Origin of the sequence: Halomonas sp. LC1 (genome assembly GCF_030247125.1) — a bacterium.
GTDB lineage: Bacteria > Pseudomonadota > Gammaproteobacteria > Pseudomonadales > Halomonadaceae > Vreelandella.
Genome location: NZ_JASSPG010000006.1, coordinates 233,670 through 247,999, shown reverse-complemented (window position 1 = coordinate 247,999; position 14,330 = coordinate 233,670). Strand labels below are relative to the sequence as shown.

The 14,330-nt window shown below is 57.5% G+C and carries 8 protein-coding genes and 1 tRNA gene; 6 read left to right on the top strand and 3 right to left on the bottom strand.

Annotated elements, in window-relative coordinates:
- Positions 1-128: 128 nt before the first annotated feature.
- Positions 129-6,275 (bottom strand): calcium-binding protein, encoded by a 6,147-nt coding sequence (locus tag QIT27_RS11690; RefSeq protein WP_285263908.1) that lies wholly within the window; start codon positions 6,273-6,275, stop codon positions 129-131.
- Positions 6,276-6,556: 281 nt separating this feature from the next.
- Positions 6,557-6,643: transfer RNA gene (locus QIT27_RS11685), tRNA-Leu, on the bottom strand.
- A 114-nt stretch (positions 6,644-6,757) separates the two neighbouring features.
- Here QIT27_RS11685 and queA point away from each other — a divergent pair.
- The 5 genes from queA (at position 6,758) to secF (ending at position 12,340) form a co-directional block, all read left to right on the top strand.
- Complete coding sequence (gene queA / locus QIT27_RS11680; RefSeq protein ID WP_159341200.1) at positions 6,758-7,789, top strand: tRNA preQ1(34) S-adenosylmethionine ribosyltransferase-isomerase QueA; 1,032 nt, start codon at positions 6,758-6,760, stop codon at positions 7,787-7,789.
- 54 nt (positions 7,790-7,843) lie between these two features.
- Positions 7,844-8,971, top strand: coding sequence for a tRNA guanosine(34) transglycosylase Tgt (gene tgt / locus QIT27_RS11675; protein WP_463415120.1), 1,128 nt, complete (start codon positions 7,844-7,846; stop codon positions 8,969-8,971).
- Between the two features lie 78 nt (positions 8,972-9,049).
- Positions 9,050-9,376, top strand: coding sequence for a preprotein translocase subunit YajC (gene yajC, locus QIT27_RS11670; RefSeq protein WP_159341199.1), 327 nt, complete (start codon positions 9,050-9,052; stop codon positions 9,374-9,376).
- Between the two features lie 134 nt (positions 9,377-9,510).
- A complete protein-coding gene (gene secD, locus QIT27_RS11665; RefSeq protein ID WP_159341198.1) occupies positions 9,511-11,364 on the top strand; it encodes a protein translocase subunit SecD in 1,854 nt (617 codons plus the stop codon).
- Between the two features lie 49 nt (positions 11,365-11,413).
- A complete protein-coding gene (gene secF / locus QIT27_RS11660) occupies positions 11,414-12,340 on the top strand; it encodes a protein translocase subunit SecF (protein ID WP_159341197.1) in 927 nt (308 codons plus the stop codon).
- Between the two features lie 115 nt (positions 12,341-12,455).
- Here secF and QIT27_RS11655 read toward each other — a convergent pair whose 3' ends face one another.
- Complete coding sequence (locus tag QIT27_RS11655; protein ID WP_253019022.1) at positions 12,456-13,250, bottom strand: inositol monophosphatase family protein; 795 nt, start codon at positions 13,248-13,250, stop codon at positions 12,456-12,458.
- Between the two features lie 140 nt (positions 13,251-13,390).
- Between QIT27_RS11655 and trmJ the strand changes: the two genes are divergently transcribed.
- Complete coding sequence (trmJ, locus tag QIT27_RS11650; protein WP_285263907.1) at positions 13,391-14,170, top strand: tRNA (cytosine(32)/uridine(32)-2'-O)-methyltransferase TrmJ; 780 nt, start codon at positions 13,391-13,393, stop codon at positions 14,168-14,170.
- Positions 14,171-14,330: the final 160 nt, after the last annotated feature.

The following is a 14,330-nucleotide window of genomic DNA, read 5'->3' as shown; positions in this document are numbered from 1 at the left end:
CACCGCATTTATACGATGCTTGGCGGGATTCAACAATAGACATGGTACGGCTGGCTGTTGTTAACGTGGAGGGAACAGCAAAAACCCCCAGCAGCCTTGCGGCTGCTGGGGGTTTGTTTAGTCATGCATTAGGCAATGGAGTAGTTGGTGTTCCAGTTGTCATCGAGGAAGTTATTGAGATCTAGGTTTTCGAAGTTGGCTAGCGCCTGCGTATCGAACTCAGTGCCTATGTCCTCAACGCGGAATAACTGGGCATTTTCTCCGCTCGCGTCTTCATTAGCCAAGAGATAAACGACCTCGTCATCCTCTAAGCCAAGTTGATCAAGCCACGTAAGATCCGCAAAGCTCTCGGTTGTGAAAACGGCGAAGGCTTCCTCCGCGCCAAGAGCTCCGCTTATGGGGTCTTTTACAAACCCTGGATAGGTTCCACGAAGTGATGCGAATTCATCTGCTGTCAGGTCAATAAATACCTGATCAAAGCCAGGAGCATCCCCCACCCGGAAATCAGTAATGAGATCAACCTCACCGTCCGGCTGTCCATTAATGGCAAACGTTTTGGAGAGTTGAGAAATACTACTGCCTGGCGCAAGTTCTGGACGTTCTTCAAAACCACCTAGACCTAATGACAGCTCTAGATCTTCGATATCACCAGGGGTGAGAGCATCGTCAACAACATAAATAGTCGCTGCATCACTCACCAAAAATTCGGCTGGCTCACCACCATTACCAACAATATTCTGCGTATAGATGTTCTCGAACGTATCTTGAACAATCCAAGAGGTTAGAGAAGGTAGCGACACGTCACTATTGACCGCACCATCAATCAGCGTTGTCGCCGTATCGTAGAGGCGCTCTGCGGCATGAACATCTAATGCGCCTGCCTCAAAGAGCGGCGCCTCAGTATCAATTGCATAGGCAGCAGGGATATCTTCACCGCTGAGAAAGCGCTCAACCAGCTCACCCAACGGATAAGAGACCGTCAGGCCATCTTGGTTGAAGTTATCTAAAACACTTAGTGCTTCAAAGTCCTCATAACCAATTTCTGGCACATCGACACGTACACTATCAGCATCTGTCACTGCAGTTTCGCCGATAGAAGCAATAAGATTCTCGGCACTATCTTGTACTGACCAGCTAAAGAGCGCACTGCGATCCAAATCAGCAGTATTGTCAGCATCCGCCAACACCGCATCCGCCGTCCCTAACAAGGCAGTGACTTGGCTAACTGTTTGAGCGTTGGCTGGGCTAAATACTGTCGAAGATTCAACTTGGTAACTACCTGGACGTTCTACTGCTTGCCCAGGTAGCACGCCGCCACCATCTACGAACTCAACCGCTTGCTGCAACGTATACTCGACACTTGCAGTATCAAGGGTCACATTCTCCAAGACCAAGAATGCCTCATACTGCTCAGGAGTGAGCGTTGCGCCAGCCGGTAGGTCGAGGGTAATGCTATCAGCACCAGTCACCCAGGCCTCTGCCCGTGCATTGAATAACTCCACAGGGCCAGCATCAGCAATCGTCCACGTTTGAAGCTGCTCAACCGACACGTCATTTCTGTTAAGCGCGCCATCCACAATTTCTTGTGTTTCTGTGTAGCGTGCCTCGGCCTCTGAAACGCCTGATAAGTCAAAGTTTGGAATATCTCCCTCATTAGGAAGAATCTGATAGTTTTCAGTAATCCCTTCGATCTGAACCAGCGTACGAGTTTCTGTAAACGTGAAACTGACCGGCGTTTCACCTAAGACAAAATTATCAAAATTGTCTCTAAGTTCCTGGGCAGTTGATGACGTTATCACATCATCATTGACCGACACTTCAGCGGCTTCTGAAAGGCGCCCATTTGTGTCTGCAGCACCTAGTATTGCAACTGCACTGTCGAGGACGGTCCAGCTATAAAGCTCATCTAAAGCTGCGCTATCTAATCGCGCATTCCTTGCAGACTGTTCGCTTTCATCCACGATTATACTAACGGCATTCCTGTACTCTAAAGCCTCCTCAACGGATAGTGACTCAGCCAAATATGCTGTTGAATCATCGATGATATAATTCGTCGCCAGCCCACTATTATTTTCTAGATAAATCACCACCGCTTCTTCAAGCGTATACGTCTGAATCTCAAAGCCAGCGATTTGATCCAGAATGGCGTATTGCTCAAACGAAATAACCGCCGTGTCGTTTATTTCGACCAGCGTTGCATCGCGGATGTGAGGAGGATGTTGATTACCGTTATTTGTATAGGCCGTGACAATGGCGGCTGCGCTATCTAAAACGCTCCACTCGTAGATGTCCGTCACTGACAAATTGTCGGTGCTTGCATTCACCAGTGCTAATACGGCGTTGTAATACCCTTCTGCCTCGGCCACATTGATATTGCCTTCGCCAACGGCTTCGTCAATGTCGAACACGTCGCGAGTAAAGAAGAAGCGGTCGGCTAGATCGTCTGGAGCGGCAAAGGTGTTGTCAGTTTCGTCAAACACGTAGGCCAGCGTGTATTCGACCTCGTTATAATCAAAGCCGCCGTCGCCAAGGCCATCGACTAAGGCGTCGTACTCAGCGGCTAGAATGTTGCCATCTGCACCGCCATTGGCCGCAAGGATGCTGTCTGCGCCTTCAAGTACTTCCGGAATACCGCCTGTACTGCTCTCAATGACATCAAGAATATTGCTGGCAGAGTCGGTGATGCTCCAATTGTAAAAGGCTTCAAAATTGGCTGCGTCGCGATTGGTAGAGCCCTCAAGAATGCTCTTGACGGTCTCAATTTCTGTCAGCGCATTGGCAACACTCAATGCCCCGTTGGGATTTTCGTAGGGCGTGTTGCCTGTAATGGAGTAAAACTCACTGGGGGCAAGCACACCACCGGCCTCGGCACCCACGGCTGCTTCCAGGTTCGCATAGGTGACAGTGGTTCTGGCGGCACTGTCAGTTGCATCTAAGCGCAGCGTATTACCTAACAACTCCGACAGCTCTTCGTACTGAGCTTGCGTGATGGTGGTACCTGTCACCCGCACCGTTTCAGCATTCACAATGGCATCGTCGCCAAACGCATCATCATCGGCGTTGACGTTACTGATACCGTTGAGCAAGTTGCTAATGTTGTCTTCGATCTGCCATACCACGGCATCGCTTGCCAGCAAGGCCGTCTGGTTCTCTGCGCCTGCAATGATCGCGAAGTAGCTCTCTCCCTGGTCGACTGTCCATACGGCGTCGAACGATGTATCCAGATCAATCACGTAGCTGTCGACGAGTGGGCTATCGCCAGCATCGATGACGGAGATGGCGTTAGCCAGCGTGTACTCCACCAGCTCACCAAGACGAACGTAGTTAAATTCAGCGGCACTCAGCGCTTCGAACTGCGCAATCGTAATGATGTCGTCATTGACGTTCACTGCATCCGCGCGGACGAGGTGAGGTACGTTACCCGCTTCTAAAATCGCCGCGGCGCTATCGACGACCGTCCAGTTGAACAACTCATCGGCGTCGGGCGTTTGGGTATTGTCTGCACCAGCAAGAATACTTTCGACATCTGCCAGCCTTGCAGAAGCTTCATCAACACTAATTTCGCCTGCTTCGTAGGGCACGGTGGTGTCGATTTCGTAGTTGGCAGCCAATTCATCGGCATTGACGGCATCTTCCAGCGTGTAGCGAACGATAGTCGCGCCCAGCTCGAAGTTGTCCAACGTGTTGAGCTGGTCAAATTGAGCCGACGTGATCACGCGATTGCTCGCCGACACTTGATTCGCCTCGATCACATGCCCTTGATCCAGGTCGGCAATAATCGCATCAACGTCATCGCGAATGACCCACTCAAATAGCGTGAGCGGCGGCTGGTTGCTAGCGCCTTCCAATACCCGGCTAACGTCGGCAAACTTGGTTTCTGCCTCGGCCACGGTGACCGTGCCTGCGTTCAGCACTGCCTGAAGGTCGATGATGTAATTGCTGGCGAGCGGATCGGCATCCAGCGCTTCGGCCAGGGTGTAATCCACCTCGGTCTCGCCAAGCACGAAATTCGCCAAGCCATTGAGCTGTACGAATTGAGCAGGCGTAATGATCGCTTCCGTCACGCTGATACTGTTGGCTTCGGCGATTTGCGGGCGCGCGGCGGGCGTTCCTAAAATCGTGTCGAGGCTATCGACGATGTTCCACTCTAAGAGCAAGTCACGAGAGAGGTTATCGCTGTCGGTGTTTTGGGCAAGATCCAGCAGTATGCGGGTGCTGTCGATCAGCTCGGCGGCTTCCCGCACGGTCAAATCACCGGCGGAGAAAGGGGTACTCGGGTTCAGCGTGTAGTTGGCGGGCATCACGTCGGTCGCTAACGCTTCTTCCAACGTGTAAGGCACGACCGTGTTGCCCAGATCAAAATTGTCGAGGGTATTAAGGTCAGCGAACTGATCCGGACGGATGGTGGCATTGGTCAGCGTCACGCTCTGCGCACCCACCACCTCCGGGCGACCTAAACCACCGCTCACCAACACGTCCTCGGCATCCGCACGCACCGACCATGTGTAGAGGTCAGCTAGCGCAATAGGCGCAGTGGCGACATCAAAATCTCCCGCCAGCACCGTTTCGACCAGCGCTAATTGGTTGCCTGCCGCCGTGAGCCCCAGCGTGCCAGCGGCAAAGGGCTGGTCGGGGTTGATCAAGTACTGAGCGGGCAGTTCATCGTTGGCCGCCAGCGCTACCGCCTGCTGTAGCGTGAAATAGGGCACTTCGGCGCGGGAGTCGATCGTTTCGGACAGTTCGCTGTTAGGGTCTTGGGCATCCTGCTGCGCATCACGCAGTGGGTTGTTGTTACCGTCACGGTAGGCGTCGACATTGAGGCCATCACTGGCATTATCGATGGCGTCCAGGGCCTGCTTGACCTGACCTGCAATGGACGGAAGCGACAGCGCATCGGCCATCTCTTGGTTGGTCAGCTCGCGGTCGGCGTCGCTGGCTTGGTTAAAGGCGCTCGCCAGGCGCGATAAGGCATCGGCGCTGCTGATGCCTGCCGTGGCCGCCATCGCTAACACGCTCGCCACTTTTACGCCCGCCACCAGCAGATCGACATTCGGCGAGGACTCTGCCAGCGGATCGGTCGTCGTTAGATCGATCCGCTGGTCGAGCCCTAACGACGTTTTGATGGCCGTTTGGGCGTCAGCGTCGTTCAGGCCAAATTGCTCGGAGAGCTGCACCATCAGCGTGGTCAGCGGTGTGATGACCGTCGCGTCTTCAGGGGCCCGTAGTACGCCGGTAAATGGTAGACCCGTAGCAATATCGACACCGCCAGTCGCGGTCAAGATACCGCTGCCCTGCAGACCGCTAAAGAAGCCATCGTCATTGGTGGTGACTTGGTTCGAATTTACGGCCCGGGTGACGGTCGCGCCAGAGATATAGCCATCGACCACATAGCCGCTAAGAGTGGCCGGACCAGCATCGCCACCGCCACCGCCGCCCCCACCGCCTGCAGCGGCAGCCCCCACGGCAATAGCACCACCCCCTATATAGAGCCAAGGCGGAATGTCACCAAACGAGCTGACCGGCTCGCTGCTACTACTGCTTGCGGTGCTAGGGAAGCTGCTGGTGCTTGAGGTATCGGTGGCGAAAGAGGCGCTGGGCACAAACAACAAACTGCCGAAATCCTCGCCACTGGCGATGCCTTGCTGCAGAGCATTGCTAGGGCTGATCAGGAATAAATCGCCTTGCTGCACCAGCGCGCCGCGCTCGATGACCATTTGCGTGCCGTCGGCACGGGTGACCATCACGTTGCCGTCGGGCAGTCGCTCCCAGGTTTGCACGTCGGGAAGCTGGCTCAGCGGTACCAACAGGCCACTGTCGTTGCCCAATAGCTCCATGAGGGAGTCGACATCGACGACGACACGGCCGTTTTCCAAGGCCACATCGGCGGCTGCAATATCAATGCGCTGGCCGCTGTTCATGATGAGGGTCAGGCTGCCGTTGGGCTGGCGAATCACTTCTGCCACGCCTTGCAGATCATTGACGGCGACCATTTGATCCGCCAGGGCCTGTTGCGCCATCAGTGGCAGCACGAGGGTGGCGGCCATACCGCCCTGTTTCAGGGCTTTTTGATGTTTCGCCATCCAGCGGCGGACAAACGCCATGCGCTCTTGGGGATCAGCCGGTACGTCGATACGCACTACGTCGTCGCGCGTGTTGGCCAAGAAGTCCCAATCACGGTGAGACTCTTGGGCGCTGACCCTGACACTGTTGAGCAGGTGGCCACTCATAACGCCGGGTTGCGTTGACTTAAGCATATCGGCTGATGACTTCGCCATTGAGCACATCTCCACTGAAGGTTCGCAAGCGCGTTGCGCCAAACGTTTTTATGAAAGACAGGCGTTGGCCGCCTTAGCGCCCTCATCAATCGTGGATGACAAGAGGCGATTAGATAAATAGGCTCAAGTATTTCACAAAGAGGCAGGAAATAAACCCGTAAAAAGGCGGGGTAATGCAAGGCTTCGCAGGATTAAAGGCATCATCACGGGCAAAAACGTCCACCGACGTCAATGTTAGGCACAAAAAAAGGGCCTAGCGATAAACGCTAGGCCCTTGAATTTGGTGCCGGTGGCCAGACTCGAACTGGCACACCCGTAAAGGCGGCGGATTTTGAATCCGCTGCGTCTACCAATTCCGCCACACCGGCAATGGATGCGCATTATACGTAGATAACCCACTAGGTCAATCACATCGACTGACTTTATCCACCTAAAGCGCTATCCTAGGCGGCTTGTTTGACCACTGAAAAGAGCTTCTTCACATGCAGCGTGCGGATTTCCATTTCGAGCTACCCGATGAGCTAATTGCCCGCTATCCGTCCGAACAGCGCAGCGATTGCCGTTTACTGTGTGTGGATGGACAAAGCGGTGCCCTGGACCATCGCCGCTTTCCCGACCTGTTAGACCTGCTAGAACCGGGCGACCTGTTGGTGTTCAACGACACGCGAGTGATTCCCGCTCGCCTGCACGGCCACAAGGCCAGCGGCGGCAAGGTGGAAATGCTGCTGGAGCGTCCGCTGGATAGCCACCGAGGGCTGGCGCACATTCGTTCTAGCAAGTCGCCCAAGCCGGGCACCGAGCTGATTTTCGAAGGCGACATTCATGCCGTGGTGGAAGGCCGCCGCGATGCACTGTTCGAACTGCGCTTTTTAGGCGAGACGCCGATGATCGCGCTGCTGGAAAAGCACGGCCACATGCCGCTGCCCCCTTATATCACTCGGGAAGACGAGCTAAGTGACCGCGAGCGCTACCAAACCGTCTACGCTCGCCGGGACGGGGCCGTCGCAGCACCGACCGCGGGGCTGCACTTCGATCAGCCGCTGCTGGATGCTTTGGCCGAGAAAGGCATCAACAGTGCTTTCGTGACACTGCACGTCGGCGCAGGCACCTTCCAGCCGGTGCGGGTGGATAACATCCTCGAACACCACATGCACAGCGAGTGGATCGAGGTCACCGAGGCCACCTGCCAGCAAATTCGCGAGACGCAAGCCGCTGGCAAGCGCGTGATTGCCGTGGGGACGACGAGCGTTCGCTGTCTGGAGAGCGCCTGTATGAAGAGCAGCGATGGCCAGATTGCGCCCTTCAGCGGCGACACCGATATCTTCATTTATCCCGGTTACGAGTGGCGCTGCGTGGATGCACTGATCACCAACTTCCACTTGCCCGAATCCACCCTATTGATGCTGGTGTCGGCGTTCGCGGGCTATGAGCACATCATGCAGGCTTACCGTACGGCGGTCGAAGAGCGTTACGCCTTTTTTAGCTATGGCGACGCCATGCTGCTGACCCGCTAACCGCCGCGCCTACCGATCGATCAACGAGTGACTGTCATGCGAAACGAATGTTTTATGCGCTTCGAGCGCCTCGCCGAAGATGGCCGCGCGCGCCGTGGCCGCCTGCACTTCCCACGCGGCACGGTGGAAACCCCCGCGTTCATGCCGGTCGGCACCTACGGTACGGTCAAGGGCATGACGCCCGAGTCGGTCAAAGAGATCGGCGCAGAGATCATTCTGGGCAATACCTTCCACCTTTGGCTGCGCCCCGGCACCGATGTGATCGAAGCCCACGGCGACCTGCACGACTTTGCCCAGTGGGATAAGCCAATCCTCACCGACTCCGGCGGCTTCCAGGTGTTCTCGCTGGGTGAAATGCGCAAGATCACCGAGCAGGGTGTGCATTTCCGCTCGCCGGTGGATGGCAGCAAAGTGTTCATGGGACCGGAAGAGTCCATGGCGGTGCAGCGCTCGCTGGGCTCTGATGTGGTGATGATCTTTGACGAGTGCACGCCCTACCCGGCCACGTTCGAAGAGGCCGAAAAATCCATGGAGCTGTCGCTGCGCTGGGCCAAGCGCTCCCGCGACGCCCATGGCGATTCGCCCTCGGCGCTGTTCGGTATCATTCAAGGGGGCATGCACCCTGAGCTGCGTGAGCGCTCGCTCAAGGGGCTTTTGGAGATCGGCTTCGATGGCTTGGCCATCGGAGGCCTCTCCGTGGGCGAACCCAAAGAAGAGATGATCAAGGTACTCGATTACTTGCCCACCTGGATGCCGGACGACACCCCGCGCTATCTCATGGGCGTGGGCAAGCCGGAAGATCTCGTCGAAGGCGTGCGTCGCGGTGTGGATATGTTCGACTGCGTGATGCCCACGCGTAACGCGCGTAACGGCCACCTGTTCACCTCCGAAGGCACCGTCAAGATTCGCAACGCCAAGCACCGCTTCGACACCCGCCCGCTGGATGAAGAGTGCGATTGCCATACCTGCCAGAACTTCTCCCGTGGCTACTTGCATCACTTGGATCGTTGCAACGAAATGCTGGGCTCCATGCTCAATACGATCCATAACTTACGCTACTACCAGCGGGTGATGGCTGATTTGCGCGCGGCAATCGAAGCGGGTACATTGACGACCTTTGTGGAAAGCTTCTATGCAAGGCGCGGCCTCCCTGTGCCCCCCCTTGCGGGCGCTACTACCTAATCCCTTTATGGCCGCCCGTCGCTGCGGGTGGCGTAACTCACTCACCCATTGAGTGTTCTAACCCAGGAGTTCCCTGCAATGCTGGATTTCTTCATCTCACCAGCCCATGCCCAAGAAGCCGCTGCTGGCGGTGGCATCGCGCAAATCGTCATGCTGGTCGGTTTCGTGCTGATCTTCTACTTCCTGCTGTGGCGTCCGCAAGCCAAGCGCGCCAAGCAGCACAAGCAGCTGGTCTCTAGCCTTGCCAAGGGCGATGAAGTCGTCATCGGCGGCGGTCTGGTTGGCCGCGTGACCAAAGTCAGCGACGAGTTCCTGACCCTGGAAGTCTCTGAAGGTACCGAAGTCAACGTGCAGAAAAACGCCGTGGCCGCCGTACTGCCTAAAGGCACCATTAAGTCCATCTAACGCTTGCACTCCCCCCTGCCGACCCAGTGCCAGCCACCCCGGCAGGGGTGACATGGTAGCGTCGATGGTGAACGTTGCTGTGCGCAGCCTGTCTGTGCACAGCGATTCCGTTTGTAATTGAAGGCAGGGCTTGCATGCTCAACCGTTACCCCCTGTGGAAGTATCTGCTGATACTGGTCGTCCTGGTGGTTGGCCTTATCTACTCGCTTCCCAATCTATTCCCCGCAGATCCCGCCATTCAGGTGAGCGATGCCCAAGGCGACGCGCTGGATGAACGGCAAATCACCCGCGTTGAAGAAGCGCTCAGCGAGCGCGACATCGCTGTCAAGGCCGTCGAAGAGACCAATGGCCAGTGGCTGATTCGCTTGCAAAGCGACGATGACCAGCTCGACGCGCGGGACATCGCTGCAGACGTGCTGGGTCCCAACGCGACCGTTGCACTCAACCTTGCCGATGCCACCCCTGGCTGGCTGCAAGCCTTTTCGGCCTCTCCGATGACGCTGGGCCTCGATTTACGCGGCGGCGTTCACTTCCTGCTGGAAGTGGATATGGACGCCGCGCTGACCCAGCGCCTCGAAGTGAACGCCAGCGCCATGCGCGAACTGCTGCGTAGTGAGCGTATTCGCTACCGCAACACCACCATCGACGAACGCTCGCTATCGATCGACTTCGCCAGCGCCGAAGACCGCGACGACGCCCGTCGTTTGATCAGCCGCGACTTCCCCAACTTCGAGTACACCAACGAAGGGGATGGCCGCGCTTCGAGCTTGGTCATGACGCTGAGCGATGTCACGGTCAACGAAATCCAGGACTACGCCATCAACCAGAACTTGACCACGCTGCGCAACCGCGTGAACGAGCTGGGCGTGGCCGAGCCCATGGTACAGCGCCAAGGGCCGAGCCAAATCGTGGTCGAGCTACCCGGCGTACAGGACACCGTGGCCGCCAAGCGGATCGTGGGCGCGACGGCCAACCTCGAGTTTCGTCTAGAAGCGCGCAACGATACACCGGATGCCGAAACCGAACGCTTCGAGTTTCGTAACGACCCGGCCCGCTCAGCGGAGCTGATGCGGGATGTGATCATTACTGGTGACAGCGTCTCCAGCGCCAGCAACAGCTTCGACGAGAACGGTCGCCCCCAGGTCAACATCAACCTGGATGGCACCGGTGGCACGCTGATGAACCGCGCTACGCGCACCAACATTGGCCGCAACATGGCGGTGCTGTTCATCGAGCACAAGAGCGAAGATCGCATCGAGGTCGACCCTGAAACCGGCGAAGAGACCATCGTTCGGGATCCCTACACCGAACGCGGCTTGATTAGCCTAGCGACCATTCAGAGCGCACTGGGTAACAGCTTCCGGATTACTGGCCTCGACTCCCCTACCGAAGCCGCCGAGCTGGCGCTGCTGCTGCGTTCAGGCTCGCTTGCTGCGCCGATCTACTTCGTTCAGGAGCGTACCATTGGACCCAGCCTGGGCGCTGAAAACATCGAACGCGGCCTGCTATCGGTTCAGATCGGCTTGCTGCTGGTCGTGCTGTTCATGCTGGTGCGTTACAAGGTGTTCGGCGTGTTTGCCAACATCGCGCTGGCGCTCAACTTGACACTGCTGGTGGCCGTGATGTCGATGCTGGGGGCGACGCTCACCCTGCCCGGCATTGCCGGTATCGTCCTGACGCTAGGCATGGCTGTGGACGCCAACGTGCTGATCTTCGAGCGGATACGTGAAGAGCTGCGCAACGGCATGTCGATTCAGCAGGCCATTTACGCGGGCTACGAGCGGGCGTTCACATCGATCGTGGATGCCAACATCACCACCCTGCTGGTGGCGGTGATTCTATTCTCGATTGGCACCGGGCCCGTGAAAGGCTTTGCCGTCACGCTATCGATCGGCATCCTGACGTCGATGTTCACTGCGCTGATGGTGACGCGTGCCATGGTCAATCTGGCCTATGGTGGCAAGCCCGTCAAAAAGCTGTGGATCTGATATCGATGAGATCACAACACGCGCTCAGCACAGAATTTAAGAGGTGGTCATGAAACCCCTATCCCAACTGCGCATCGACTTCATGGGGCGGCGCAACCTAGCGTTCATCGTCTCCGCCGTGATGTTGATCGTCTCGATTGGTGCCATCGTGTTCCAGCAGCTCAACCTGGGCTTGGACTTTACCGGCGGTACCCTGGTGGAAGTCCGCTACGGCGCCGCACCGTCTCTGGACGCCATTCGTCAGCTGCTGGAAGACAGCGGCTTCCAAGATGTGTCGGTGCAAACCTTTGGCGCGTCGACCGAAGTCTTGATTCGCCTACAGCAAGCCTTCGACGGCGATGTGGGTAACGAAGTCGTCAATCTGCTGCGGGGCAACGGCGATAGCGTCAATCTGGTTCGCGCCGAGTTCGTGGGCGCCCAGGTAGGCGACCAGCTACGCGATCAGAGCGGCCTGGGGCTGCTCGTGGCCCTGGGCGTGGTCATGCTCTACGTGGCCTTCCGCTTTCAGTACAAGTTCGCCCTCGGCGCCCTGCTGGCTCTGCTGCACGATGTCATCATCGTGGTAGGCGTCTTCGCCGTGTTCCAGCTCGACTTCGACCTTACGGTACTGGCCGCGATCCTGGCAGTCATCGGCTACTCGCTGAACGACACCATCGTCGTGTATGACCGCATCCGCGAGACGATTCGCACGTCGCGTATCGACGATATGTCACAGATCTTCAACGAAGCGATCAACGCCACGCTGTCGCGTACGCTGGCCACGTCAGGCACCACCGTACTGGTGCTGCTGGCGCTGCTGCTGCTGGGCGGTGACATGATCGAAAACTTCGCCATCGCTCTGCTGGTAGGCATCGTGGTGGGCACGTTCTCGTCTATCTATATCTCCGGTGCCCTGCTGATTCCGCTGAAGCTCTCTCGGGAAGATCTCATTCCCGCTAAGAAAGAGGTGGATGAAGAGGAAGAAGAGCTGCCGTAAGCACGCAAAAGCAGCCAACGAAAAGGCCCTGCCGGGTAACCCCGGCAGGGCCTTTTTACTACCATTTTATTGACTACTCACCACTCACTACGCAGCGCGACCGCGCCGCCAGTGATTAAAAGTGCGGCGCCAGCTGCTTGATCAATGCTTTGTAGAGACGCGGGCCAGCGGCCATCAGTTGGCCTTCGGCATTCACGCTCGGCTTGCCGTCTGGGGTACCCATCAGCGCGCCGGCTTCTTTCAACAGTAGCGTTCCGACCTGCATGTCCTGCTCTTCGAGCCCCAGGACGAAGACGCTGTCGACACGGCCAGCGGCCAGTTCGCACATATCCAGCAAACCACTGCCCGTCGCCAGCAGCGACTCTACCTGCGGGGCGAGCTGTTGGGTAATGGTCAGGTACGCGGGGAGATGGCTCGGACGCAACCAGGTTTCCGGCAGGCTCATCGCCATGCGGGTGGCAGGAATCGCGGTGGGTTTGCTCACGCGCATGCGCTTGTCGTTGTGCTGAGCACCGCGGCCACGGCTGGCGATATATTCGTCATCACCAAAGGGAGAGATCACCACCGCATGCTCGGGGCGACCTTTAACGAGACACACCACTGAGAGTGCAAAGCCCTTACCGGCTACCGCCAGGTTGGAGTAGCCGTGCAGCGGTTCGATTTTCCACACGATCTCTTCCCCTTCGCCTTCGCCCGCTTTATGGGGCGTGTAGCGGCCGGTGAAGCCGTGCTGCGGATAGCCGCGCTGCAGCTGCTGAACGATGGTCGCCTCGGCTTTGCGTGCCGTGTCTTCTAGCAAGCGGTCGAGGTTGAATTCTTCATGGGCGTTTTCGATGCGTTCGCGAACGCGTAAAAAGTGCTCAACGGCGCCGCGCGCAGCGCGCAGCGTAAATTGGACCATCGGATTCATGATCGGGCCTTGTCACAGTGATGTTAAAGAACAGGTCAGGCGCCATACGCCTTTTGGCGGGCAATTCTAACAGAGCCCCCTCGGGCATGCCATCGACTCATGCTAAACTGCGCGTTTTACGCATTTGAAGCGGGCTTACTATGCTTGAGCGCATCCGAATCGTTCTAATTGGCACCAGCCACCCTGGCAACATTGGCGGCGTGGCACGCGCCATGCACAACATGGGCTTGGCGGATCTCGCCTTGGTCGCGCCTCGCTGCGACGTGATCACCCAAGACAGCATTTCCCGCGCCTCCGGTGCCGACCACCTACTGCACCAAGCCACGGTGCACGCCACACTGGAAGATGCCGTGGCCGACTGCACCCTGGCAGTGGGCGCCAGCGCTCGCTCGCGCACGCTGCCCTGGCCGATGATCTCGCCTCGGGAGCTGGCCGAGCGCCTGCCGGGCGAGTGCCAAGCCGACAACGCCCGCGTGGCGCTGGTATTTGGCCGTGAAGATAGTGGACTGACCAACGCCGAACTGCAGCGCTGCCACGCCCACGTGCATATTCCTACCAACGCGGAATTTAGCTCGCTGAACCTTGCCGCCGCGGTGCAAGTGGTGGCGTATGAGTGCCGTATGGCATGGCTTAGCCAGGCCGATGCCCCCCAGGTGGCGGATGACAACGACGAGCGGGCGACCCACGAAGAACTCGAGCGCTACTTCGAGCACCTAGAGCGCACGCTGATCGCCATCGAGTTTCACGATCCTGCCCAGCCGCGCCAGCTCATGGCACGCTTGCGCCGCCTCTACCTGCGGTCACGGCCCGAAAAGATGGAAATGAACATTCTACGCGGCATTCTTTCGGCGACTGAAAAAGCCGCCCAACAGAGCGAGACGCAGCGTATGAATAAAGAGAGTCGCGACAAACTCGACTAACCCGTCACGGCGCCCTCGTCGCAAAAGGCGCCAGCAAAGCGGCCATGGCCTAAACTTGAAGTTACATCGACGCGCCCCAACATCGCCTTATCGATTGCCGCTTTGCACTCAACCAATTCCAATACCGTATTGCTGCCGCCCCCCCCCTATCGCCCAAGGA

Bases quoted from the DNA above. Each gene is read 5' to 3' on its own strand.
- QIT27_RS11690 (WP_285263908.1), bottom strand. From the start codon at position 6,275: ATGGCGAAGTCATCAGCCGATATGCTTAAGTCAACGCAACCCGGCGTT.
- secF (WP_159341197.1), top strand. From the start codon at position 11,414: ATGAAACCCCTATCCCAACTGCGCATCGACTTCATGGGGCGGCGCAAC.
- trmJ (WP_285263907.1), top strand. From the start codon at position 13,391: ATGCTTGAGCGCATCCGAATCGTTCTAATTGGCACCAGCCACCCTGGC.
- queA (WP_159341200.1), top strand. From the start codon at position 6,758: ATGCAGCGTGCGGATTTCCATTTCGAGCTACCCGATGAGCTAATTGCC.
- QIT27_RS11655 (WP_253019022.1), bottom strand. From the start codon at position 13,250: ATGAATCCGATGGTCCAATTTACGCTGCGCGCTGCGCGCGGCGCCGTT.
- secD (WP_159341198.1), top strand. From the start codon at position 9,511: ATGCTCAACCGTTACCCCCTGTGGAAGTATCTGCTGATACTGGTCGTC.
- tgt (WP_463415120.1), top strand. From the start codon at position 7,844: ATGCGCTTCGAGCGCCTCGCCGAAGATGGCCGCGCGCGCCGTGGCCGC.
- yajC (WP_159341199.1), top strand. From the start codon at position 9,050: ATGCTGGATTTCTTCATCTCACCAGCCCATGCCCAAGAAGCCGCTGCT.